22 protein-coding genes are annotated in these 22,058 nt (G+C 60.7%); 7 read left to right on the forward strand and 15 right to left on the reverse strand.

Features of this window, described 5'->3' with window-relative positions; all coding sequences use genetic code 11:
* Nucleotides 1-2: 2 nt before the first annotated feature.
* Genes DSM110093_RS16570 through doeB form a run of 5 tightly spaced genes read left to right on the forward strand, consistent with a single transcriptional unit; the run spans nt 3 to nt 4,785 of the window.
* The gene (locus tag DSM110093_RS16570) at nt 3-1,289 is read left to right on the forward strand and encodes a TRAP transporter large permease (protein ID WP_243266096.1); all 1,287 of its coding nucleotides are present in this window, start codon (nt 3-5) and stop codon (nt 1,287-1,289) included.
* 18 nt (nt 1,290-1,307) lie between these two features.
* Entirely contained in the window at nt 1,308-1,748 is a 441-nt protein-coding gene (locus tag DSM110093_RS16575; protein WP_243266097.1) for a universal stress protein, read from the forward strand.
* Nucleotides 1,749-1,765: 17 nt separating this feature from the next.
* The gene (locus DSM110093_RS16580; RefSeq protein WP_243266098.1) at nt 1,766-2,557 is read left to right on the forward strand and encodes an aspartate/glutamate racemase family protein; all 792 of its coding nucleotides are present in this window, start codon (nt 1,766-1,768) and stop codon (nt 2,555-2,557) included.
* 60 nt (nt 2,558-2,617) lie between these two features.
* The gene (doeA, locus tag DSM110093_RS16585; RefSeq protein WP_067626372.1) at nt 2,618-3,799 is read left to right on the forward strand and encodes an ectoine hydrolase DoeA; all 1,182 of its coding nucleotides are present in this window, start codon (nt 2,618-2,620) and stop codon (nt 3,797-3,799) included.
* Entirely contained in the window at nt 3,796-4,785 is a 990-nt protein-coding gene (doeB, locus tag DSM110093_RS16590; RefSeq protein ID WP_243266099.1) for a N(2)-acetyl-L-2,4-diaminobutanoate deacetylase DoeB, read from the forward strand. Before doeA ends, doeB begins: the two co-directional genes overlap by 4 nt.
* 15 nt (nt 4,786-4,800) lie before the next feature.
* Here doeB and DSM110093_RS16595 read toward each other — a convergent pair whose 3' ends face one another.
* The 13 genes from DSM110093_RS16595 to DSM110093_RS16655 form a co-directional block, all read right to left on the reverse strand.
* Entirely contained in the window at nt 4,801-5,760 is a 960-nt protein-coding gene (locus tag DSM110093_RS16595) for a dipeptide ABC transporter ATP-binding protein (protein ID WP_093927504.1), read from the reverse strand.
* Nucleotides 5,757-6,734: an ABC transporter ATP-binding protein gene (locus DSM110093_RS16600; protein ID WP_243266100.1), complete on the reverse strand. Its 978-nt coding sequence runs from the start codon at nt 6,732-6,734 to the stop codon at nt 5,757-5,759. Before DSM110093_RS16600 ends, DSM110093_RS16595 begins: the two co-directional genes overlap by 4 nt.
* Nucleotides 6,735-6,737: 3 nt before the next feature.
* The gene (locus tag DSM110093_RS16605) at nt 6,738-7,643 is read right to left on the reverse strand and encodes an ABC transporter permease subunit (protein ID WP_067938852.1); all 906 of its coding nucleotides are present in this window, start codon (nt 7,641-7,643) and stop codon (nt 6,738-6,740) included.
* On the reverse strand, nt 7,643-8,650 hold the full coding sequence (locus tag DSM110093_RS16610) for an ABC transporter permease subunit (RefSeq protein WP_243266101.1): 1,008 nt from the start codon (nt 8,648-8,650) through the stop codon (nt 7,643-7,645). The genes DSM110093_RS16605 and DSM110093_RS16610 overlap by 1 nt, the downstream gene beginning before the upstream one ends.
* Nucleotides 8,644-9,753 (reverse strand): Xaa-Pro peptidase family protein, encoded by a 1,110-nt coding sequence (locus DSM110093_RS16615; protein WP_243266102.1) that lies wholly within the window; start codon nt 9,751-9,753, stop codon nt 8,644-8,646. Before DSM110093_RS16615 ends, DSM110093_RS16610 begins: the two co-directional genes overlap by 7 nt.
* A gap of 78 nt (nt 9,754-9,831) precedes the next feature.
* Nucleotides 9,832-11,424: an ABC transporter substrate-binding protein gene (locus DSM110093_RS16620; RefSeq protein ID WP_243266103.1), complete on the reverse strand. Its 1,593-nt coding sequence runs from the start codon at nt 11,422-11,424 to the stop codon at nt 9,832-9,834.
* A 64-nt stretch (nt 11,425-11,488) separates the two neighbouring features.
* Nucleotides 11,489-12,124 (reverse strand): XRE family transcriptional regulator, encoded by a 636-nt coding sequence (locus DSM110093_RS16625; RefSeq protein WP_347568632.1) that lies wholly within the window; start codon nt 12,122-12,124, stop codon nt 11,489-11,491.
* A gap of 156 nt (nt 12,125-12,280) precedes the next feature.
* A complete protein-coding gene (locus tag DSM110093_RS16630) occupies nt 12,281-13,087 on the reverse strand; it encodes a metallophosphoesterase (RefSeq protein WP_243266104.1) in 807 nt (268 codons plus the stop codon).
* Nucleotides 13,084-13,872 (reverse strand): ATP-binding cassette domain-containing protein, encoded by a 789-nt coding sequence (locus DSM110093_RS16635; protein ID WP_243266105.1) that lies wholly within the window; start codon nt 13,870-13,872, stop codon nt 13,084-13,086. Before DSM110093_RS16635 ends, DSM110093_RS16630 begins: the two co-directional genes overlap by 4 nt.
* On the reverse strand, nt 13,865-14,839 hold the full coding sequence (locus tag DSM110093_RS16640; protein ID WP_243266106.1) for an ABC transporter ATP-binding protein: 975 nt from the start codon (nt 14,837-14,839) through the stop codon (nt 13,865-13,867). The genes DSM110093_RS16635 and DSM110093_RS16640 overlap by 8 nt, the downstream gene beginning before the upstream one ends.
* Nucleotides 14,836-15,654 carry an ABC transporter permease gene (locus DSM110093_RS16645; RefSeq protein ID WP_243266107.1) on the reverse strand — a complete coding sequence of 273 codons (819 nt, stop codon included), beginning with the start codon at nt 15,652-15,654 and terminating at the stop codon, nt 14,836-14,838. Before DSM110093_RS16645 ends, DSM110093_RS16640 begins: the two co-directional genes overlap by 4 nt.
* A complete protein-coding gene (locus tag DSM110093_RS16650; RefSeq protein WP_243266108.1) occupies nt 15,651-16,595 on the reverse strand; it encodes an ABC transporter permease in 945 nt (314 codons plus the stop codon). The genes DSM110093_RS16645 and DSM110093_RS16650 overlap by 4 nt, the downstream gene beginning before the upstream one ends.
* A 50-nt stretch (nt 16,596-16,645) precedes the next feature.
* Entirely contained in the window at nt 16,646-18,133 is a 1,488-nt protein-coding gene (locus DSM110093_RS16655) for an ABC transporter substrate-binding protein (RefSeq protein ID WP_243266109.1), read from the reverse strand.
* A gap of 238 nt (nt 18,134-18,371) precedes the next feature.
* On the opposite strand from DSM110093_RS16655, the gene DSM110093_RS16660 reads away from it, so the two are divergent.
* Nucleotides 18,372-19,502, forward strand: a complete 1,131-nt coding sequence (locus DSM110093_RS16660) for an FAD-dependent oxidoreductase (protein ID WP_243266110.1) — start codon at nt 18,372-18,374, stop codon at nt 19,500-19,502.
* On the opposite strand, the gene rlmN is transcribed toward DSM110093_RS16660, so the two are convergent.
* Nucleotides 19,499-20,680 carry a 23S rRNA (adenine(2503)-C(2))-methyltransferase RlmN gene (gene rlmN / locus DSM110093_RS16665; protein ID WP_243266111.1) on the reverse strand — a complete coding sequence of 394 codons (1,182 nt, stop codon included), beginning with the start codon at nt 20,678-20,680 and terminating at the stop codon, nt 19,499-19,501. The genes DSM110093_RS16660 and rlmN overlap by 4 nt on opposite strands.
* An 89-nt stretch (nt 20,681-20,769) precedes the next feature.
* Complete coding sequence (locus DSM110093_RS16670; protein ID WP_243266112.1) at nt 20,770-21,270, reverse strand: MarR family transcriptional regulator; 501 nt, start codon at nt 21,268-21,270, stop codon at nt 20,770-20,772.
* Between the two features lie 234 nt (nt 21,271-21,504).
* Between DSM110093_RS16670 and ectA the strand changes: the two genes are divergently transcribed.
* Nucleotides 21,505-22,038: a diaminobutyrate acetyltransferase gene (gene ectA, locus DSM110093_RS16675; protein ID WP_243266113.1), complete on the forward strand. Its 534-nt coding sequence runs from the start codon at nt 21,505-21,507 to the stop codon at nt 22,036-22,038.
* Nucleotides 22,039-22,058 lie beyond the last annotated feature (20 nt).

Below are 22,058 nucleotides of genomic sequence, written 5' to 3' on the forward strand. Positions count from 1 at the left end.
CGATGGCTACTACCATTTTCTCCATCATGGTCGTCCTGCTGCTGCTGGGCTTTCCCATGATGATCCCGCTGATCGTCGGCGCGTTTGTCGGTTTCTATTCCCTCTTCGGCGGTTTCGGCCAGCTTGAAACAATGGTGCAACAGATGATGGCAGGCGTCCGGCCCGCTTCACTGATCGCCGTGCCGATGTTTATCTTTGCCGCCGATATCATGACGCGCGGCCAGTCCGCCGGGCGGCTGATCGACATGGTGATGTCCTTCGTGGGTCACATGAAGGGCGGTCTTGCGGTTGCCACAGCTGCGGCCTGTACCATGTTCGGCGCGGTCTCAGGCTCTACGCAGGCCACAGTGGTTGCGGTGGGCTCCCCCCTGCGGCCCCGGATGCTCAAAGCAGGCTACAAAGACAGTTTCGTGCTGGCGCTGATCGTGAACTCGTCCGACATCGCATTCCTGATTCCGCCCTCCATCGGGATGATCATCTACGGCGTCGTCTCTAACACCTCGATTGCCGAACTGTTCATCGCGGGCATTGGGCCGGGGCTGCTGATCCTTGCGCTGTTTTCGGTCTATTCGGTGATCTACGCCTACCGCCACAACGTCCCCACCGAAGAGAAAGCCACATGGGGCGAGCGTGCCCGCGCGGTACAACAAGCGCTTTGGCCGCTGGGGTTTCCGGCGATCATCATTGGCGGCATCTACGGCGGTGTCTTTTCTCCGACCGAAGCGGCGGCGGCCTGTGTGCTCTACGCCATCTTCCTTGAGATGATCGTCTTTCGTGAGATCGACTTTGCAGGCATCTATGAAACGGCGAAATCCACCGGGCTTATCACCGCCGTGGTCTTTATCCTTGTTGCGGCAGGCGCGGCCTTCTCTTGGGTGATCTCTTTCGCGCAAATCCCTCAGGCGGTTTTGGCGGGCATCGGCATCGACAGCATGGGGCCGATTGGGGTGCTCTTTGTGATCTCTATCGCCTTCTTCATCGGCTGTATGTTCGTGGACCCGATCGTGGTGATCCTCGTCTTCGTGCCGATCTTTGCGCCGGTGGTCGACTCGGTTGGCCTTGACCCGGTTCTGGTTGGGACAGTCATCACGCTGCAAGTCGCCATCGGTTCGGCCACGCCGCCCTTTGGATGTGACATCTTCACCGCCATCGCGGTCTTCAAGCGGCCCTATATGGAAGTCATCCGTGGCACCCCGCCCTTCATCGTCATGCTGCTGAGCGTGTCTGTCGCGCTGATCTTCTTCCCGCAGATTGCCCTGTTCCTGCGCGATCTAGCGTTTGCGAAATAACCGGCCCGGAGGACGACCATGTTCACCCATATCCTTGCCCCTTATGACGGCTCGATCAATGCAGATCGGGCGCTGATGAAAGCTTCCGAGATGTCCAAACTGACCGGGGCAAAGGTGACCTTGCTGACGATCTACCGGCACCATTCGATGCTGGAGGCGTCGCTGTCGATGGTGCGGGTGAACGATCCGGGCAATATCGACGATGCGATGCAGGCCCATGCGACCGAGATCATCAGCCACGGCAAACAGTTGATGAAAGACGCGGGCGTAGAGAATGTGCGCGCTTTCGTGCGCTCGGGCCGACCGGCGCGGGCAGTGACCGAATTTGCCAAGAAACATAATGCCGATCTTATCGTCATCGGCTCTCGCGGGTTGGGGGCGACGGGCGATAGCTATCTGCTCGGATCGGTGTCACACAAAGTCACGGGGCTTGCGAAATGCCCCGTGCTTGTCGTCTAGATCAAAGGAATATTCAGGTGACACCCCCTGTGCAAAGCGAAACGCTTGACTGCCGTTTGCGTGAAGATGACCCCGTGCGCCTTGGTGCGATGCTGCTGTCGACCGACATGACCTTTGAGCGTGACGCCGCGCGGCTGATCGACCCCGCGCAGGCCGCACTGCATGTGGCGCGGATCGCTTTTGAGAACCCCACCACCCCCGAACGCCTGCGTGCCATGACACCGGATATGGCACGCACTGCGGCGCTGCTGGTGCCGGGGATCAAGCTTTCGGCAATCGCCTTTTGCTGCACCTCGGCCTCTGTCGCGATTGGTAATCCTGCGGTACGCGAGGCCATCGGCGAAGGGCTCCCCGGCGTGCCGGTCATCACCCCCGCCTCTGCCGCCATCGCGGGCTTTGCCGCGCTTGGCGTGACGCGGGTGGCAATGCTCACCCCCTATCTGCCCGAAACCGCCGCGCCGCTGGCCGCCTATTTCGAGGAACAGGGCCTACAGGTCATGCGCAACGGCGCCTTCGGGTTGGAAGACGACCGCGACATGGCGCGGATCGACGACGCAAGCATCATCGACGGCGCCAAAGCATTGGACGGAGTGGAAGTAGAGGCATTTTTCCTCTCCTGCACCTCCCTGCGCGGCGTCGACGTGATCGACCGGATCGAAGCCGCTTTGGGCAAGCCGGTCGTGACCTCAAACCAAGCGCTGTGCTGGGCATTGCAACGAATGGGCGGGCTCACGGGCCGTCCCGATGGCTATGGCCGTCTGTTCGACTGCGACATGCCAAGCGCCCATGCACAGGGCATCATTCCGTGATCCCGGCCCCTCTGGCCGGATCGCAATATTCGGGTAACCAGACATGAAAGGGGCTGGCCTATGACCACGTATGAGGCGAATTTTACAAACAGCGAGTACCAGCGCCGGGTCGACCGAACGCGCAAGACCATGGCCGCGCGCAACATGGATGCGATCGTGGTCAGCGACCCGTCGAACATGTCTTGGCTGTCTGGCTATGACGGTTGGTCGTTCTACGTGTACCAAGCGGTGATCGTGACACATGAAGGCGAGCCGGTCTGGTGGGGCCGCGGCATGGACGCGCTTGGCGCACGGCGCACCGTCTTCATGGAGGATGACTGCATCCGCGGCTACGATGACAGCTACGTCCAGAACCCCGAAAAACACCCGATGGAAGACCTCTCGGCCCTTCTAAGCGAGATGGGGTTAGAGAACGCGCGCATCGGCGTCGAGATGGACAACTACTACTACTCCGCCCGCGCCCATGACACGCTGAAAACCAAGCTGCCCAAGGCGACCTTTATGGATGCCACGGCGCTGGTGAACTGGGAACGCGCGGTGAAGTCCGAGCGCGAGATCGAATACATGGAACGCGCCGCGCGGATCGTCGAAGAGATGCACGTTCGTATCCTCGAAGTTGCCGTGCCCGGCATGCGCAAGAACGATTTGGTGGCCGAGATCTATGCCACCGGCATTCGCGGCGCTCAGGGTTTCTGGGGCGACTACCCCGCCATCGTGCCCATGGCCCCGTCGGGCATGGACGCCACCGCGCCCCATCTGACGTGGGACGACCGACCCATGCAGCCCAACGAGGCGACCTTTTTTGAGATCGCAGGTGCCCACCGGCGCTATCAGTGCCCGCAATCGCGCACGCTGTTTTTCGGGGATGTGCCGCAGAAATACCGCGACGCCGAACAGGCGGTGCTAGAGGCCATCGACGCAGGGCTGGAGCAAGCCAAGCCCGGCAACAAGGCCGAAGACATCGCCAATGCATTCAACAAGACGCTCAACAAGGCTGGGTTTGAGAAGGACAGCCGCTGCGGCTATGCCATCGGCATCAGCTATCCGCCCGACTGGGGCGAGCGCACGATTTCTTTCCGCCGGGGCGATACGACGATCCTAGAGCCAAACATGACCTTCCATTTCATGCCCGCGCTCTGGCTAGATGATGGCGGGCTAGAAATCACCGAGCCGATCCGCATCACCGAAACCGGCCATGAATGTTTCTGCACCACACCGCGAAAGTTGTTTGTTTCCGCATGACCAGCAATCCCATCACCCCGACCATCCCGCTCGACAAACCCGGCGCGCATCACGGGTTTCTCCGCCTACCCTACAGCCGCGATGACAGTGCTTGGGGCTCTGTCATGGTGCCGATCACAGTCATAAATGGCGGCGACGGCCCCACGGCGCTGCTGACAGGCGGCAACCACGGCGATGAATACGAAGGGCCGATTGCCCTGCAGGAACTGGCAGCCACGCTGGATCCGGCAGAGGTCACGGGCCGCGTCATCATCCTGCCGATGATGAACCAACCCGCCTTTGCCGCTGGCCGCCGCTGTTCGCCCATCGACGGCGGCAATATGAACCGCAGCTTTCCGGGCAGCCCCGGCGGCACGGTAACCCAAAAGATCGCGCATTACATCGCGACCGAACTGGTGCCGCTGGCCGATATCGTGCTGGATTACCACTCCGGCGGGCGCACGCTGGATTTCCTGCCCTTTGCCGCCGCGCATATCCTGCCCGACAAGAAACAGGAGGCCGCCTGCATGGCCGCGATGGAGGCGTTCAACGCCCCCTATTCGATGAAGATGCTAGAGATCGACAACCGCGGCATGTTCGACACGGAAGTGGAGGAACAGGGCAAGGTATTTGTTACCACCGAACTCGGCGGCGCGGGCACGTCGACCGCCAAAAGCGTCGCCGTCGCCCGCAAAGGCGCGCGCAATCTGTTGATCCATGCAGGGATTTTGGCTGGCGAGCCCGAGATGGCAGAGACTGTGATGCTCGACATGCCCGATGGGCGCTGCTTCACCTTTAGCGAGACCAACGCCCTGCTAGAGCCGCTCGTTGATCTGGGGGATGAAGTGACCGAAGGCCAAGCCATCGCGCGGCTCTGGCCCAGCGACCGCAGTGGTCAGGCCGCGATCATGGCCCATGCGCAGCTCAGCGGTATCTTGACCGCCCGGCATGTGCCGGGGCTGGTCAAGATGGGCGATTGCATCGGCGTGGTGGCGCAGGTGGTCTAAGCCACCTGCAACGCCTCACTCGTCGACGGGGAAGTAGCAGGCTGCCGGATGCGGCGCGCCCTCAAGCACGGGGCGCTCTTTCCGGCAGACATCCTGCACCTTCCAGCAACGTGGCGCAAAGGGGCAGCCCTCGGGGATCGCCAGTGGCGAGGGCAGTTCGCCCTGCAGCTTGATCCGCTCTTTGCCGCCTTCGGGATCGGCGCGGGGCGTCGCGGAGAGCAGCGCCGCCGTATAGGGATGGCGCGGGTTCTCAAAGACTTCATCCTTCGGCCCCTTCTCGACAGCGCGGCCCAGATACATGACGATCACATCATCAGCGACGTGACGCACGACAGAAAGGTCATGGCTGATGAACAAATACGCCAGCTGCATCTTTTCCTGCAGGTCCACCAATAGGTTCAGGATCGCCGACTGGATCGACAGATCAAGCGCCGAGACAGGCTCGTCCAGCACCAGCACCTTGGGGTCCAGCATCAACGCCCGCGCCACCGCGATCCTCTGGCGCTGACCGCCCGAGAACATATGCGGGTAGCGGTCGTAGTGTTCAGGCCGCAGACCGACAAGGCGTAGCATTTCGCGCGCCTTTTCCTCGCGCTGCTTCTTGGACATGTCCTTGCGGTTGATCACCAGCGGCTCTTGCAGGATCGTGCCGATCTGTTGGCGCGGGTTGAGCGAGCCATAGGGGTCTTGGAACACGATCTGCACATGCTGGCGCAGGTCGGCCCAATCCTCGGGTCGCACCTGTTTGCCGTCGAGTGTGAGGGAGCCCGCGGTCGGCTCTTCGATCATCGTGACCATCCGCGCCAGCGTGGACTTACCACAGCCGCTTTCGCCCACCACGGCCAGCGTCTTACCGGGGTGCAGTTGGAAATCGAGGCCCGCAACAGCCTTCAATGTCTGCGTCTTGCGTAGGAAGCCGCCACCAACCTGATAGTGACGCTCTAGCGCGTCGGCGGTCATTACGGGGGCAGTCATGACGCGACCCTTTCATCGGTGTTGAGCGGATAGAAACAACGCGCCTTGCCCAGTTCCTCGCCTAAGGGCGGCGGGTTCTGGTTGCGGCATTTGTCATTGGCGAACTTGCAGCGTGGCGAGAACAGGCAGCCCGCAGGCCGGTCGAACTGGCCCGGCACAACGCCGGGGATCGTCGGCAGGCGTTTCTCAGTGGCCCGTTCGGGCAATGCGTCCAAGAGCGCCGCCGTATAAGGGTGGTGCGGCTCACGGAAGAGCGGCAGCACCTGCTGCTCTTCGATCTTCTGACCCGCATATTGCACGCTCACACGTTCTGCAGTTTCGGCCACCACACCCATATCGTGGGTGATCAGCACCAATCCCATGCCCGTTTCTTCGCGCAGCGAGGTCAGCAGATCGAGGATCTGCGCCTGAATGGTTACGTCGAGCGCGGTTGTCGGTTCATCCGCGATCAAGAGCTTGGGTTTGCAGGCAATCGCCATGGCGATCATCACCCGCTGGTTCATCCCGCCCGACATCTGGTGCGGAAAGACCGACAGGCGCTTTTCCGGGTCCGGGATGCCAACCTGCTCAAACAGCTCGATGGCGCGTTTGTGCCGCTCGGCCCGGTTCAGGCCAAGGTGAAAGCGCAGGGATTCCTTGATCTGCCAGCCCACCGGGAAGCAGGGGTTGAGCGAGGACATCGGCTCTTGAAAGATCATCGCCAAGTCATTGCCGACAATCTTGCGCCGGGCGCGGCGGTCCATTTTCAGCAGGTCGTGACCGTCGAAGGTCAGCTCATCGGCGGTGACGGTGGCGGTCCAAGGCAGCAGGCCCATCAGCGCCAGCATCGACACCGATTTGCCCGAGCCACTTTCGCCGACAATGGCGAGGATTTCGCCGGTGTCGACATCTTGGTCAACCGAGTCCACGGCGCGGAACTTGCCCGAGGCAGTGGCGAAATCGACCGATAGGTTGCGGATACGCAGAAGAGACATCAATCAGCTCCGCTTTAGTTTCGGGTCAAGGGCGTCGCGCAGCCCGTCACCCATGAGGTTGATCGCCAGCACGGTGACGAGGATCGCAAGGCCGGGGAAGGTCACAACCCACCACGCCCGCAAGATAAACTCGCGCGCTTCGGCCAGCATGGTACCCCATTCGGGTGTGGGCGGCTGCGCCCCCATGCCAAGGAAGCCAAGCGCGGCGGCGTCGAGGATCGCGGTCGAAAACGACAGCGCGGCCTGCACGATGATCGGCGCAAGGCAGTTCGGCAGCACGGTCACGACCATCAGCCGCAGGGTGCCAGCACCCACAACGCGGGCCGAGGTCACGTAGTCCTTCTGCCGCTCCGAGAGCACGCTCGCCCGTGTCAGACGCACGTAATGCGGCTGCAACACGATGGCGATGGCGATCATCGCATTGGTCAGCGATGGCCCAAGGATGGCCACGAGCACCAGCGCCAGTAGCAGCGACGGGAAGGCCAGAATGATATCCATGATCCGCATGATGATCGTGTCGAGCCACTTGGGCGCAAAGCCCGAAATTAGCCCGATGATGATCCCGCCAGAAGCGGCGATAGACACCACGACGATCCCAACAAAGAAGGAGTAGCGCGCGCCGACGATCAGGCGCGACAGCATATCGCGACCGAGCGGATCGGTGCCAAGGATGTGGCTCCACGTGCCGCCATCTTGCCAGACAGGCGGCTGCAACGTCGCGGCGCGGAACTGTTGCGTTGCGTCATGCGGTGCGATCCATGGACCGAACAGCGCCAGAAAGGCGAAGACGGCAAAGATCCACAGGCCGATCACGGCCCCACGGTTTTCGCGGAAATAGAACCAGAATTCGCGCAGGCGGCCGGGGCGCGCGTGTACCATTTCGGCTTCGGCAGAGAGTGCGTCGTCCATTAGCGTTTCCTGATCTTGGGGTTGATGATGCCATAGAGCATGTCAACGGTGAGGTTCACGACCATGACCATGACGGCGATCAGCAGCAGGCCACCCTGCACCACCGGGTAGTCGCGGCGGAAAATGCTGTCGACCATCCACTTGCCGATGCCCGGCCAGCTAAAGATCGTCTCGGTCAGAATGGCGCCCGCCAGCAGCGTGCCGACCGACAGGCCGATCACGGTGATGACGGGGATAAGCGCGTTGCGCAGGGCGTGGATGCCATTGATCCGGCCCGAGGACATGCCCTTGGCCCGCGCGGTGCGGATATAGTCTTCGCCCAGCACTTCGAGCATCGCCGAACGGGTCTGCCGCGCGATCACGGCAAGCGGGATGGTGCCCAGCACGATGGTCGGCAGCAACAGGTGCCGCAGCGCCGACGTAAACGCCCCGTCCTGCCCAGAGGCGATACTGTCGATCAGCATAAAGCCCGTGGCATTGGGGAAGTAGTAAAGCAGATCAATCCGGCCCGAAACTGGCGTCCAGCCCAAGTTGCCCGAAAAGACGATGATCAGCAGCAGCGCCCACCAGAAGATCGGCATCGAATAGCCCACAAGTGCGGTCGACATCAGCGCCCGGTCAAAGAACTTACCCCGGTTCACGGCGGCAATCACCCCCGCAGGCAGGCCCAAGGCCACTGCAAAGATCATCGCGCAGACCGACAGTTCCAACGTCGCCGGAAAGAGCGAGAAGAACTCATCCCAAACAGGCCGTTTGGTGACAAAGGAGTTGCCCAGATCACCCTGCAGAACGCCGGTAAAGTACTCCCAGAACTGCACATAGATCGGGCGGTCAAACCCGAACTGCTGTTGCAGTTCCAAGTAGCGTTCTTCGGAAATGCCGCGCTCGCCCGCCATGACGACGATCGGGTCGCCCGGCAACATGCGGATGAAGGCAAATGAAATCAGCGTGACGCCGATAAAGGTAGGGATGAAGGTCGCGAGGCGCGACAAGACATATTTCAGCACGGTAGCACCATCAGTTCCTTCGGAAAGTTGGTCAGGGATTTGTAGCCATCTTCGGTGATCAGCACGTCATCTTCGATGCGCACCCCAAAGTTGCCGATCTCATAGAGGCCGGGTTCGTTGGTGTACACCGTTCCGGCGGGTAAAGTCATATGGTTGCCGCGCATGATATAAGGCGCTTCATGCACATCGCGGCCAAGGCCGTGGCCGGTCTTGGTGCGGATGCGGTCGGCGTAGGGCGAGGCTTCGAGCACGCCGGTCACCACATCGTCGATCTCATGCGCGGTGACGCCTGCACGAGTGGCGTCGAGCCCGGCGAGGTTGGCGCGCAGCACGGTGTCATAAACCTCGCGCCCCTCGTCGCTGACATGGCCAAGGAAAACCGTGCGGGTGATGTCGGCGGCAAAGCCGTGTTTACGCGCACCAAAGTCGATCAGCAGCGCATCGCCCGCTTTGACGCGGTAGTCCTCGCGCGCTTTGGCATGGGGACGGGCAGAGCCGTCACCGGCAGCGACGATGGGCGCAAAGGACAGATCATCCGCGCCTTCGGCAAAGACCATCTGCACCAGTTTCTGCTCAATCTCTTTCTCGGTCTGGCCGAGCTTCACGGAATCGAGCGTAGCGCGGAGGGCGCGTTCGGAGATGTTGATGGCCTCTTGCAGGGCGGCGACCTCGGCCTCGGTCTTGATCATGCGCGGAGCGGAAATTTCACGCTCGGCGTCGATGATCCGCAAGTCGGGCTGCGCTTTCTTCAGCGCATGATGCACAAAGACGCGCATGACTTGGCCCTCAACGGCCAGCGAGGTGATGTTCAGATGCTGCATCAGTGCGGCAAAGGCATCGTCATAGCCGGTTTGGTCGCGCCAATCGAAAACGGCACCGTCAAAGCCGACCACTTCCCAGCTGCCCAATTCAAGATTGGGCACCAAAGCGGCGGCGGGGCCGTTAGCGGGGATCACTAAAAGAAAGGGGCGCTCGTGGCTCATGAAGGCATGGTCGACAGCGCGGGTGAAATTCGGGCCGGGCACCAGCGCCACGGCGTCCACCGATAGTGCGGCGGCGATATCGGCATAGGCCGAGAGGCGATCATTCAGTGAATTGGACATGGGCTGGCTTTCGAGCTGGCGAAGTTAATAAAATGGGGACGGCATAGAATGCCGCCCCCTTTGGTCAAAGCGGCAGGGTTACTGCTTCAGGCCAACTTGGTTGAAGATGTGGCCACCCAGTGGGTGCACAACATAGTTTTCAACTTCGGGGCGCATGGTCATGTAAACAACCGAATGCGCGATAGTGGCCCAGGGGGCTTGATCCTTGAAGATCTGCTGCGCTTCTTCGTACAGCGGCGCACGCTCTTCTTGGGTTGGCAGAACCTTGGCTTTCTGGATCAGCGCGTCGAATTCCTCGTTGCACCACTGGGCGCGGTTGGATTTCTCGACACCGTCACAGCCCAGCAGAACCGCGAGGAAGTTGTCTGGGTCGCCGTTGTCACCGGTCCAACCCAGCAGCACGGCGCCATCACGATCCTTGGACTTGGAACGCTCAAGATACTCACCCCATTCGTAGGAGACGATTTCAACATCGACGCCAACTTTAGAGAAGTCTTCCTGCATCAGCTCGGCCATACGGCGGGCGTTGGGGTTGTAGGGACGCTGAACCGGCATTGCCCAGATTTTCATGGACAGGTCGGTGACGCCCTCTTCCTCAAGCATCGCTTTGGCGGCCTCGGGGTCATAGTTGTCGTCTTCGATGGCGTCGTTGTAGGACCACATGGTCGGCGGGATCGGGTTCTTGGCGATTTCGCCGGAACCTTGGAACACCACGTCGATGATCGCCTGTTTGTCGATCGCCATGTTCAGCGCCTTGCGGACGTTGGCGTTGTCGAAGGGCGCGACCTGCGTGTTGTAAGCCAAGTAGCCGACGTTCAGGCCTTCTTGCTCCATCACGACGATGTCTTCGGCGTCTTTCATCGCCTGAACATCGGCAGGGTTCGGATATGCCGTCACGTGGCATTCACCCGCCTGCACCTTTTGGTAACGCACGGAAGCGTCAGGCGTGATCGCAAAGATCAGGCTTTCGACTTTGGCCGGGTCGCCCCAGTATTCGTCGTTACGCAGATAACGGATGACCGCGTCTTTTTGGTAGGCTTGGAACTGGAACGGGCCTGTGCCAATGGGCGCTTGGTTCACCATCTCAGGTGTGCCAGCTTCCATCATCGCGTCGGCATATTCCTTGGACACGATCGAGGCGAAATCCATTGCCATGTTGGCGATGAAAGGCGCTTCGGGGCGGGTCAGGTTGAAGGCCACGGTGTAATCGTCGACCTTTTCGATGCTCTCGATCAGGTCGGGCATGGACATGCCGCCGTAGTATTCCCACGTGCCGCCGGAAACCTTATTGTAGGGGTTCTCTTCGTTGCCCTGACGGTCAAAGCTAAAGATAACGTCCTCGGCGTTGAAGTCGCGTGTCGGCGTGAACTGGTCGTTGGAGTGGAATTTCACACCCTGACGCAGCTTGAAGGTCACGGTCATCCCGTCTTCGCTGACTTCCCAGCTTTCAGCCAGCGCAGGCACGACTTCGGTCGTGCCGACTTTGAACTCGGCCAGACGGTTGTAGATCGGGTGGCTGGAAGCATCGAATGTGGTGCCAGCTGTGTAAAGCGCCGGGTCAAAACCCTCGGGCGAGCCTTCGGAGCAATAGACCAGCGATTGGGCCGAAGCCGCCGAGGCACCCAGTGCCGCCAGCATGGCGCCGGTGGCCAATTTCGTTGTAAAAGACATAATTCTCTCTCTCCTGATTGGTTTGTTTTTTGGCAGCGGTTTGTCCGCCGCAGGTGATACGCCCTTACGGGCGAGACGACGCGAATGCGGTGGCTAATGCCCCTTCATTCGGACGTATTCTGTTGGCGCCAGCGGCCTGTTCGTACTGCATCCGGCCAACCCAAAGCACGCGGGCGGGCTTGTCAGTATTGTTTGACCAAGAATGCGGGCTGCTGCCGAGGTAATGCAGGCTGTCGCCGGGCTTCATGATATGCTCCCCCCCATCGACGACCTGCGCGATCTCTCCTTCAAGGATATAGATCACTTCTTCGCCCTCATGCACGACTTCTTCCGAAGCATAGCCCGGTGGCACGTTCATGATGTAGGACGACAGTTCATGCCCCGGAAAATCCGCGCCAAGCTTTTCGTATTCGATCGAAGACCCTGACACGGCAAAGCGCTGACGTTCATCCGCGCGGGTCAGGCTGTCTTGGGTCTTGGGGGTATGGATGAAAAAGCTGACTTCGACCTGCAACGCCACCGCGATCTGCGACAGGGTGCCCAGTGATGGCGTGGCCCTGCCCCGTTCAACTTGGCTCAGATAGCCAACCGACACGCCAGAGGCTTCGCCCAGCTGCTGCAATGTCAGGGACAAACGGTGGCGCTGCTTACGCATACGCGCGCCAAGTGTGGATACACTATCGCCATTGGCAGTTGGCAAATTCACCCTCCCCGTGAACAGCGGCCCGATCTAACGCCGGATATAGCCTTATGATGTATCGCTGTGTGAAATTAAAAAGGTTGAGGGTCAACAATAATTTTTTTACCGAAAGGGCGCTGTGCCTAAAATTTCGGCACCACATCGGGCAAAATCATCTTATTCAAAGGACCTTAGCTGATCGTGGCCAATCCGCGCGAGTTCACGCGCCGTCGGGTCAAGCGGGGCAAATGAAACGGTTAGCCCGCTGGGGTGCCAGTCGCACAGGCCGAATCCGGTGCCTTCGACGATACGCAGATCGCGCGTTTCTGTCAGGTCGATGGTGGAATGCAGCCCGTTAGAGATCACCACAGAAATGCCATGCCAATGGCTCACCCGGTTCACATGCACATGGCCCGACAAAATCCCCGCGACGTGCTGACCTTTCAGCATTCCCGCCAAGCGCGCGCTGCTTGTCTCATCAAGACTGCCCCAAGCCAACGCATCAGGGTCAATGCGCGGCGGGTGGTGGATGACCAATAGCTTTGCCAGATCGGAATGGCGCTGTAACGCCGCCTCAAGAAACTCGAATTGCGGATCATCCAGCGCCCCGGCCACCTTACCCGGCACGCTGCTGTCCAACGCAATCACGTGTAGATCGCCGTGCTGTGCATCGTGGAAATAGGGCGCATCGGCCAGCCCCGGCGCAAAGACCGCGTTGAAACCAGCGCGTTTGTCATGATTGCCAAGCGCCAGCACCAAAGGGGCGCGCAGATCGCTAAGAATGTCGCGCACTAACTCATAGCTTTCCCGGTCGCCTTGGTTGGTCAAATCACCGCTGGCCACCACGAAATCGGGCTGCGGCTGCATTGCGTTAATCACCTCAACCACGCGGCGCAGGGTGGCGGGGGTGTCACTTTGCAGATGTGGATCGTTCAGATCGGGATGCGAGATGTGCAGGTCGGTCAGATGGACAAAGCGGGTCATGGGCGTACTCCTGCGGCTTTCAGCAGGGTTTTCGTATAAGGGTGCTTAGGGCTGCGCAACACGTCAGCGGCCACACCGCTTTCCAACGTCTTGCCGTGCTGTAGCACCAGCACCCGATCACAGATCGACGCCACCACCGCAAGGTCATGGCTGATAAAGACCATGCCAAGTCCCAGATCATCTTGCAGGTCCATCAAAAGGTTCAGGATCTGCGCCTGCACTGACACATCCAAGGCCGAGACCGCCTCATCCGCGACCAGCAGCGCGGGGCGGGTGATGATCGCGCGGGCGATGGCGACGCGTTGCCGCTGCCCGCCTGAGAACTCATGCGGATATTTGCTTGCGTCGGCAGGGTGCAGCCCGACCTGCTCCAAGGCTTCGGCGACGCGATGGGTGATATTCTCCGTCTCTCCGTTGGCGCGCAGTGGCTCTGCGATGGACCAGCCAATGCGGCGGCGCGGGTTGAGCGAGCCGAAAGGGTCTTGAAACACCATCTGAAAGCCGCGCCGCAGCTTGCGCAATTCCTCTGCGGTCAGGCCGTGCAGATTGCGGCCCTGAAACAGCACCTCCCCCGCGTCCGGAGCCTCAAACGCCATGATGAGCCGCGCCAAGGTCGATTTGCCCGAACCACTTTCGCCGACCACGCCCAAGGTCTCTCCGGCGTGCAGCGAAAATGCAGCCCCCTCCAATGCCGTCAGCACGGGTGCCCGGCGCAGCAGGCTTTGCCGTGGCAGCTTGTAGTGGCGGGTGAGGTTGCTGACTTCCAAGAGCGGCACCTCAGTCATGGCGTGCCTCCGTCAATAAGTGACAGGCAGCACCGCGCCCGACGTCGGTCTGCGTAAAGACCGGGCGCTGCGTGGCGCATTGGGGCAGTTCGACCGGACAGCGCCCTGCGAAACGGCAACCTTCGGGCAGACCATGCAGGGGCGGCACAGAACCCGGGATGGTTGGTAGGCGCCGCCGTTTCCCATCGGCATCCCGTCCCGCCACACTGGCATCAGGCCGCGCGCCCAACAGACCCTTGGTATAGGGATGCGCGGGCGCGCCAAGCACCTCTGCCGTTGGACCGCGCTCCACGATATCGCCCGCATACATCACCACGATGTCTTCGGTGGCCCGCGCCACGGCAGCGAGGTCATGGCTGATGAAAACCAGCGCCATCTCGCGCTCCCGCGCCAGCCGTTGCAGCAGATCGGTGATCCGCAGCGCCACATTGGCATCCAGCGCTGTGGTCGGTTCATCCGCGATCAGCAGCATGGGGTTACATGCCAAGGCCAGCGCGATCAGCACCCGCTGGCGTTGCCCGCCCGACATTTCATGGGGGAACTGCCGCAAGCGTTGGTCTGGGTCGGGAATGCCCACCTCTTCAAACAGGCTCAGCGCCCGTTTCCGCGCTTCGGCCCGACTGAGCCCCTCATGCAGACGCATCGGTTCCATCACCGTATCGCCCACACGCCGCAGGGGGTTGAGCGCCGCCATCGGTTCTTGAAACACCATTGCCACCCGCCGGGCGCGCAGGTGCTGCCAATCCCGCTCCGACGCGCTGGCCATATCACGCCCATCGATACTAAGCCGCCCGGTCAACTGCGCGCTGTCGGGAGCCATGCCCATCAGACACAACGCCAGCAACGTCTTGCCCGAACCGCTTTCCCCGACGATGCCAAGTTGATCCCCCCGCCGGATCACCAGATCAGCATCCCGCAGGGCCGCGGCATCGCCAAAATGAGCCGATAGGCTAAAAAGCTCAATCATCGCGCGCGCACCAATCGAGGGTCGGTAATATCGCGCAAGCCATCACCTAATAGGCCGAACCCCAGCACCGCCACGACGATGCAAAGCCCCGGATAGATCGCCAATTGCGGGGCTAGGTACATCAGCGTCTGCGCCTCCGACAACATGCGCCCCCAGCTCGATGCAGGCGGCTGCGCCCCAAGGCCAAGATAGCTCAGCGCCGCTTCGGCCAAGATCGCCACGGCAAATTCAATCGTCGCCTGCACGATGATCGCGGCGGCGATGTTCGGCAGGATGTGATCGCGGCTGATCGCGAAGCGCCCCCGCCCCGCCGCGCGTGCAGCGGCAACATAGTCTCGGGTCCATATCTGATTAGCCGAGGCGCGTGTCACGCGGGCGAAGATCGGGATGTTGATAAAGGAGATCGCCAGCACTGCATTGGTCAGCGACGGGCCAAAGACCGCCGCCAACATGATCGCAAACAAGAGCGCTGGAAAGGCAAAGCCCAGATCGGCCAAACGCATCACCGCATCCTCGACCCAGCCGCCCAGCGCCGACGCCAAAAGGCCCAGCGCCACACCAATGCTGCCGCCCAGCAGCACCGCCACCAAGGCCACGGTCATCGAATTGCGTGCCGCCGCCATAAGCTGCGCCACGACATCGCGGCCCAGTTGATCGGTGCCCAGCCAATGCTCTGCCGAAGGCGGCGCGAATTTGGTCGAGATCGACATGGTCTGCGGGTCATGCGGGGTCCAGATCAACGACAGGGCCGCAACCCCGACCACTAAGCTGACCAGAACCGCACCCAGCAAGAAGTTCGCCGGAAGCCGCCTCATGCCCGCGCCTTCAGCCGCGGGTCGATCACGACGTATAGCAGATCGACCACGAAATTCGCCGTTACTACGATGGCGGCAAAAAGCATCACCAGCGCTTGGACAGTTGGCAGGTCCCGGTTCGCGATGGATTGAAAGATCAGCCGCCCAAGACCGGGCAAGTAAAAGACGTTTTCAATCACGATCGTCCCGGTCACGAGTGCCGCAAATTGCATGCCGACAATGGTGACGATCGGCACCAGCGCATTGGGCAGAACATGCCGCCACAATACCCGCCGCCGTGACAGCCCGCTCGCCCGCGCGGTGCGCACGAAATCCTGCCGCATTATCTCCAAAGCCGAAGACCGCGTGACCCGCGCCAGCACTGCCGATTGCACCAGCGCCAATGCGACCGTGGGCAGGATCAAAGACCGGATCGCCGCGATGGGATCAGACCAGCCCGCAAACCCGCCGGGCGGCAGCCAACGCAGCTTGACGGCAAAAAGCATGACCAACAGGATCGACAGCCAAAATGCGGGGACCGCGATGCCCAATTGGCTGAGGAACATCACCCCCCAATCGCCCGGCCGCCGATGCTGCGCGGCGGCGGTGATGCCAAGGCTTAGTGCCAGAACCAGTGTCACCAACATCCCTGCCACAGCAAGCGAGATGGTCATCGGTAGCCGCTCTGCGATCAACTCAGACACGGGCACGCGGAAGGAATGGCTAAGGCCGAAATCCCCCCAAAGCGCATTCCACACCCACGACAGATAGCGCGTCATCAGCGGCTCATTCAGGCCAAGCTGTTTGCGCAATGCAGCGAGTGCATCATCACTGGCGTCCATCCCAAGGATCGTCAGCGCCGGGTCACCCGGCAGCACGTTCATGACGGCAAAAACCACCAGCGACACGGCCAGCAATGTAAGCACGAAACCAAGCGTGCGGCGAAGGAGGAAATATGCCACCGGGTCAGGTCCAATGGCCGCGGCGCAAGGCGCACCGCAGCCGTTTTAGGTCAATTTGCGACGCTGACGCCCTTGAGAGGCATATAAAGGACAGGGGAAGACGTCCAATAGCCTTCGACCCCCTCGCGGAAGACACCCAGCAGCGGCATTTGAAACAGGAAACCATGCACCGATTGATCCGATAACATCTGCTGACCCTGCTGTAGCAATTCATCGCGCTTGGCAGAATCAACCTCGGTTTGGATCCGCTCCCAGAGCGCTGTCATCTCGGCATTGTCATAGCCATAGAAGTAATCTGGCCCCCGGGCAAAATTGCCCATGTCGTTGGGGCTGGTATGGGCGATGATCGTCATATCGTAGTTTTTCTTCTTATAGACCTCATCGATCCAAAAACCCCATTCGACATTCTCGACCTTGGCGTCGATCCCAGCCTCGGCCAACTGGTTTTGGATGATTTCTGCCGAACGGGTGGCATAGGGGAAGGGCGGCACGCGCAGGGTCATCGTTGCCCCGGCAGCGCCTGCATCCGCGAACATGGTTTCGGCTTTGGCGCTGTCGTGGGGGTATGCATCGGTCAGATCGACATAGGCGGTGCCATGCGGGGGGTAAAAGCTGCCGATGGGAACGGCTTGGCCATACATCGCGCCTTCGATGATTTCATCCCGGTCAATGGCGGTGGCGACGGCGCGGCGCACCTCAACATTGTCAAAGGGCGGTTTGGCGTTGTTCATCGCAAGGATCACTTCGCCCTCGGTCGAGCCGACGTTGACGCGGAAGCGCGGGTCGGCTTCGAACTGCGGCAGCAATTCCGGCGCGGGGAAACCGGGAAAGGCGTCGAGTTCCTCGGCCATCATCGCCGCCGTAGCGGCAGCGGGGTCAGAAATGAAACGGAACACCACCTTATCCAGCGCCACATCAGCCGCGTCGCGGTGATCGGGGTTCTTGACCAAAGTCAGACGATCGCCACGGGTCCAACTGTCGAACTTGAAAGGGCCGGAGCCCACCGGGTTGTCGTTGTTGGCCTCCGCACTCTCGGAAGCGACGATGGCGCTGTCGCCCTGCCCCATGTTGAACAGGAAGAACGCATCCTTGCCGCTGAGCGTGATTTCGACCGTCTGCGGATCAACGGCTTTCACGCTCGTGATCGGCTCGAAAATATCCTTGGAGGGGTTCACGCTCTCCTCACCCATAGCGCGGTCGAAGGAGAAGACCACATCCTCCGCGTCCAGTGCGCTGCCATCGTGAAACATCACGCCCTCGGCCAGATGGAACGTATAGGTCAACCCGTCCTCGGATACGTCCCACTTGGTGGCAAGATTGGGCTGCACTTCGCCGTTCTCGGCCACGGTGGTCAGCGATTCAAAGACGTTTTGCGTCATCATACTGTCGATGGAGGCGGTGGCATCCGCTGTCGGGTCAAGCGAGGTGGGTTCCTGCTGCATGCCGACAACAAGCTCAGCAGCGGTAGAGGCGGACGCCAGCAAGGCAAAGGCCAGTGTCAACGCGGGAAGCGGTTTGGTGAGGGGCAGGTCAAACATGGGGCAGCACTCCTGTTGGCAGGAGCATCAATAGAACCGGCAGACCGGACGCCCCTTCATGACAGATTGCGCCGGGCGGGGCATCCGGTCAACGGCTTTGCGGCTTGGGCGGAAAACTTCATGCAATTGCAACATACTGGCGGTTTTTCCCGCTGCCTCTTCCGGCCCTTAATTCGCCTGCATCCGCCCTTTTGCCCCGCAGCGGGCGGTGCTAGCCTTTGCGTAAAGGGGACCGAACATGAACACTTCCACCACCGGTTTCGATTGTATTGTCATTGGAGCGGGCATCGCTGGTGCGTCAGTCGCGGCTGAATTGGCCAGTGACCGCCGGATGCTGCTGCTAGAGCGCGAAAGCCAGCCCGGCTATCACACCACGGGCCGATCTGCAGCGCTGTTTACCGTAACCTATGGGCCGGATGTGATCCGCGCATTGTCCCGTGCCTCTGCCGCGTTCTTTAACGATCCGGCCAGCCCGCATTTGGACCACCCCCTGCTGGAGCCCCGCGGCGCGGTCTTTGTCGCGCGGCAGGATCAAAAATCCTCTCTCGCCCATACGGTTGAGGAACTGGGGCCGCATGTCACCCCGCTGACCGGCGCAGAGATCGAGACCCTCCTCCCGCTGCTGCGCAAGGGTTATGCCGCAGCCGGACTGCGCGATGGATCGGCGGCGGATATCGACGTGAATGGGCTGCATCAACATTACCTCAAGTCGTTCCGCGCGGCGGGCGGCGTTCTGCAGACCAAGGCCGAGGTGCTGTCCCTGCGCAAAGACGAAGATTGGCAGGTTGACACCTCGCAGGGCCAGTTTCACGCCCCGATTATCGTAAATGCAGCGGGTGCCTGGGCGGATGAGATCGCCACAATGGCGGGCCTCGCCCCCGTGGACCTGACTCCGAAACGCCGCACCGCACTGACCGTGGCCCCGCCTGAGGGCATGCTGCCAGACCGTTGGCCTATGGTGGTGGATATAGATGAGCAGTTCTACCTCAAGGCTGACGCGGGGAAGCTCTTAATTTCCCCAGCAGACGCGACCCCCTCTGTGCCCTGTGATGCGCAGCCCGAGGAGTTGGACGTGGCGATCTGTATTGACCGGATCGAAACGGCTTTTGACATCAGCCTGCGGCGGATCGAGAGCCGCTGGGCCGGGCTGCGTAGTTTTGTGCCGGATGGCGACCCCGTGGCGGGGTATGATCCTAAAGGAGAAGGGTTCTTCTGGCTGGCGGGGCAAGGCGGTTATGGCATTCAAACCGCGCCCGCTTTGGCCCGCGCTGCCGCCGCTTTGGTGCGGGGCGAAGATATCCCCGGCGACATTGCCGCCGAGGGGGTTACTGCTGCAGCCCTTGCACGAGACCGCGAAGGGCTGGCTTAACCGCCCATTCCAGCTTCGGCTTCGATCTGCTTGCGCGACTTGCGCGCGCGCTCTGTCGCCGATTTCAGCTGACCGCAAGCGGCCATGATATCTTCGCCACGCGGTTTGCGCACGGGCGATGCATAGCCCGCGTTATAGACAATATCCGCAAAGGCGCGAATGCGATTGTTAGACGACCGCTCGTAAGGCGAACCGGGCCATTCGTTGAAGGGGATCAAATTGATCTTGGCCGGGATGCCCTTGATCAACTCAACCAACCGATGCGCATCCTCGTCGCTGTCGTTCACGCCCTTCAGCATAACATATTCAAAGGTGATCCGCTCAGAATTGCTGACCTTGGGATAGGCCCGCAAGGCGTCGAGCAGTTCTTCGATGTTCCAACGCTTGTTGATCGGCACCAGCTTGTTGCGCACCTCGTCGGTGGTGGCGTGGAAAGACACGGCCAGTTGGCAGCCGATCTCGGCGGCGGTGCGATGGATTTCCGGCACAACGCCGGAGGTCGACAGCGTAATGCGGCGGCGCGAGAGCTGGATCCCCTCAGGGTCCATCGCGATTTTCATCGCGTCGCGCACGTTCTCAAAGTTATACAACGGCTCGCCCATGCCCATCAGCACGATATTGCTTAAAAGCCGGACATCATCAGTGCGGGTGCCGGTTTCGGGCCATTCATCCAGATCATCTCGCGCCACCATGACCTGACCGATAATCTCAGCGGCGGTCAGATTGCGCACCAGTTTCTGCGTGCCCGTGTGGCAGAAGGAACAGGTCAGCGTGCAGCCGACTTGGCTGGACACACACAGCGTGCCGCGACCCTCTTCGGGGATATAGACCACCTCAACCTCGTGCCCGCCCGCGATCCGCACAAGATACTTGCGCGTGCCGTCTTCGCTTTCCTGCCGGGTCACGACCTCGGGCACTTCGATCACGAATTTCTCTGCCAATTCAGCGCGGTAGCCTTTGCTGAGGTTGGTCATGGAGTCGAAATCACGCACGCCCCACTGGTAAATCCATTGCCAGATTTGCCCCACCCGCATCTTCGCCTGTTTCTCAGGCGTGCCGTTTGCGATCAGGGTTTCGCGCATAGCGTCACGGGTCAGGCCGACAAGGTTGATCGGCCCCTCAGGTAACTTGCGGGGAAGGGTCATCACGTCTTGGGTGATGGGCGCGGAAGCGGACATTTCAAAGACTCACAGGCTAGGGATGGGTCTCTATATAAGAAATGACGCGATTTGCAAAAGGGTTTGGCCGCCCGGGCGTAGAGCCGCGCTCAATAGGTCTTTTTGCTCATCCGCAATTCACCCGTCGCCAGAACCGGCGCGGCATCCAGACTGTCCACATTCAGCATCGCGGCCACCCGTTCCAATGAGGATACCAGCTGCGCCTGCTCCCAATCGGCGAGATCCGCAAAGGCACGGACGTAGCGTTGCTGCAAGGCATCAGGGGCTTCCTCCAACACATCCTCACCTTGGGAGGTCAGGGTGATGTTTGTCTGCCGACGGTCCTGCGCTGAGGGCAGCCGCGACACTAGCCCACGCGCCACCAGCTTATCCACCAGCGCGGTCACTGTCGCTTGGCTGACGCCCATCTGGTTGGCGAGGGTCTTGGCGGTTGGGTCTTTCTTCTCTCCAACGATCTGCAAAACGCGCAACTGTGCCGGGGTCACCCCAGCCGCTTGCGCCAAATCGCGGGCATAAAGCTCTGTGGCCCGTAAAATGCGGCGTAAAGCGATCAAACTCTCGTCGACCCGGTCAGGATGTTTTTGCGTCATGGTGCATCATTGCACAATGGGGGCGATTTCAGCAATCGCTCTCAATCGACCTGAACGCTTAGTATAGCTAAGCGAAACGCCGTGATTTCGTTAGTCTTGCGAAACAAATATGCACATGAGCATAGCCTTAAAACAACGCTATAAGCGTATTTTGGGGTATTTTGCTTTGAATGTTGAAGTATCATCGGACATGCCCTACTTAGCTTATCGAAACAATAAGGGAGCCCCGACCGGATGCAGAATGAACTCGACATAAAAAAAGCCCGCACACCCAAGCTGCGCAAGCCCATTGCCGAGGACGGAGCCGCCATCTGGCGGTTGATTCGCGACTGCAAGCCGCTCGATGAAAACTCGCTTTATGCGAACCTGATCCAAGCCGACCACTTCCGCGACACCTGTGTCGTGGCTGAAATGGACGGCGATATCGTTGGCTGGATCTCCGGCCATATGATCCCTGCCCAAGACGCCTTCTTTGTCTGGCAGGTCGCCGTCAGCCCCAAGGCCCGTGGCCTTGGTCTGGGTAAAACCATGCTGATGGAACTGGTGAACCGCGATGAGACTGAGGACGCCAAGACCCTCAAGACCACGATCACCTGGGACAACGACGCCTCCTGGGGGCTGTTCCGCAGCTTTGCCAATCACGTCGGCGGCGACCTTTCGGATGCCCCGCACTTTACCAAAGACGCCCATTTCGAGGGCGCACATGACACCGAACATATGGTGACGATCACGCTGCCCGAGACTGCCGCGCTTAAACGCGCCGCGTAAACCGCAGCTGACAATTCACA

This window comes from Sulfitobacter sp. DSM 110093, from assembly GCF_022788715.1.
Taxonomy (GTDB): Bacteria; Pseudomonadota; Alphaproteobacteria; order Rhodobacterales; family Rhodobacteraceae; genus Sulfitobacter.

Excerpts from the sequence above, each read along its gene's own strand:
- DSM110093_RS16570 (WP_243266096.1), top strand. The coding sequence starts at position 3 with ATGGCTACTACCATTTTCTCCATCATGGTCGTCCTGCTGCTGCTGGGC.
- DSM110093_RS16575 (WP_243266097.1), top strand. The coding sequence starts at position 1,308 with ATGTTCACCCATATCCTTGCCCCTTATGACGGCTCGATCAATGCAGAT.
- doeA (WP_067626372.1), top strand. The coding sequence starts at position 2,618 with ATGACCACGTATGAGGCGAATTTTACAAACAGCGAGTACCAGCGCCGG.
- doeB (WP_243266099.1), top strand. The coding sequence starts at position 3,796 with ATGACCAGCAATCCCATCACCCCGACCATCCCGCTCGACAAACCCGGC.
- DSM110093_RS16595 (WP_093927504.1), bottom strand. The coding sequence starts at position 5,760 with ATGACTGCCCCCGTAATGACCGCCGACGCGCTAGAGCGTCACTATCAG.
- DSM110093_RS16600 (WP_243266100.1), bottom strand. The coding sequence starts at position 6,734 with ATGTCTCTTCTGCGTATCCGCAACCTATCGGTCGATTTCGCCACTGCC.
- DSM110093_RS16605 (WP_067938852.1), bottom strand. The coding sequence starts at position 7,643 with ATGGACGACGCACTCTCTGCCGAAGCCGAAATGGTACACGCGCGCCCC.
- DSM110093_RS16615 (WP_243266102.1), bottom strand. The coding sequence starts at position 9,753 with ATGTCCAATTCACTGAATGATCGCCTCTCGGCCTATGCCGATATCGCC.
- DSM110093_RS16620 (WP_243266103.1), bottom strand. The coding sequence starts at position 11,424 with ATGTCTTTTACAACGAAATTGGCCACCGGCGCCATGCTGGCGGCACTG.
- DSM110093_RS16630 (WP_243266104.1), bottom strand. The coding sequence starts at position 13,087 with ATGACCCGCTTTGTCCATCTGACCGACCTGCACATCTCGCATCCCGAT.
- DSM110093_RS16635 (WP_243266105.1), bottom strand. The coding sequence starts at position 13,872 with ATGACTGAGGTGCCGCTCTTGGAAGTCAGCAACCTCACCCGCCACTAC.
- DSM110093_RS16640 (WP_243266106.1), bottom strand. The coding sequence starts at position 14,839 with ATGATTGAGCTTTTTAGCCTATCGGCTCATTTTGGCGATGCCGCGGCC.
- DSM110093_RS16645 (WP_243266107.1), bottom strand. The coding sequence starts at position 15,654 with ATGAGGCGGCTTCCGGCGAACTTCTTGCTGGGTGCGGTTCTGGTCAGC.
- DSM110093_RS16655 (WP_243266109.1), bottom strand. The coding sequence starts at position 18,133 with ATGTTTGACCTGCCCCTCACCAAACCGCTTCCCGCGTTGACACTGGCC.
- DSM110093_RS16660 (WP_243266110.1), top strand. The coding sequence starts at position 18,372 with ATGAACACTTCCACCACCGGTTTCGATTGTATTGTCATTGGAGCGGGC.
- rlmN (WP_243266111.1), bottom strand. The coding sequence starts at position 20,680 with ATGTCCGCTTCCGCGCCCATCACCCAAGACGTGATGACCCTTCCCCGC.
- DSM110093_RS16670 (WP_243266112.1), bottom strand. The coding sequence starts at position 21,270 with ATGACGCAAAAACATCCTGACCGGGTCGACGAGAGTTTGATCGCTTTA.
- ectA (WP_243266113.1), top strand. The coding sequence starts at position 21,505 with ATGCAGAATGAACTCGACATAAAAAAAGCCCGCACACCCAAGCTGCGC.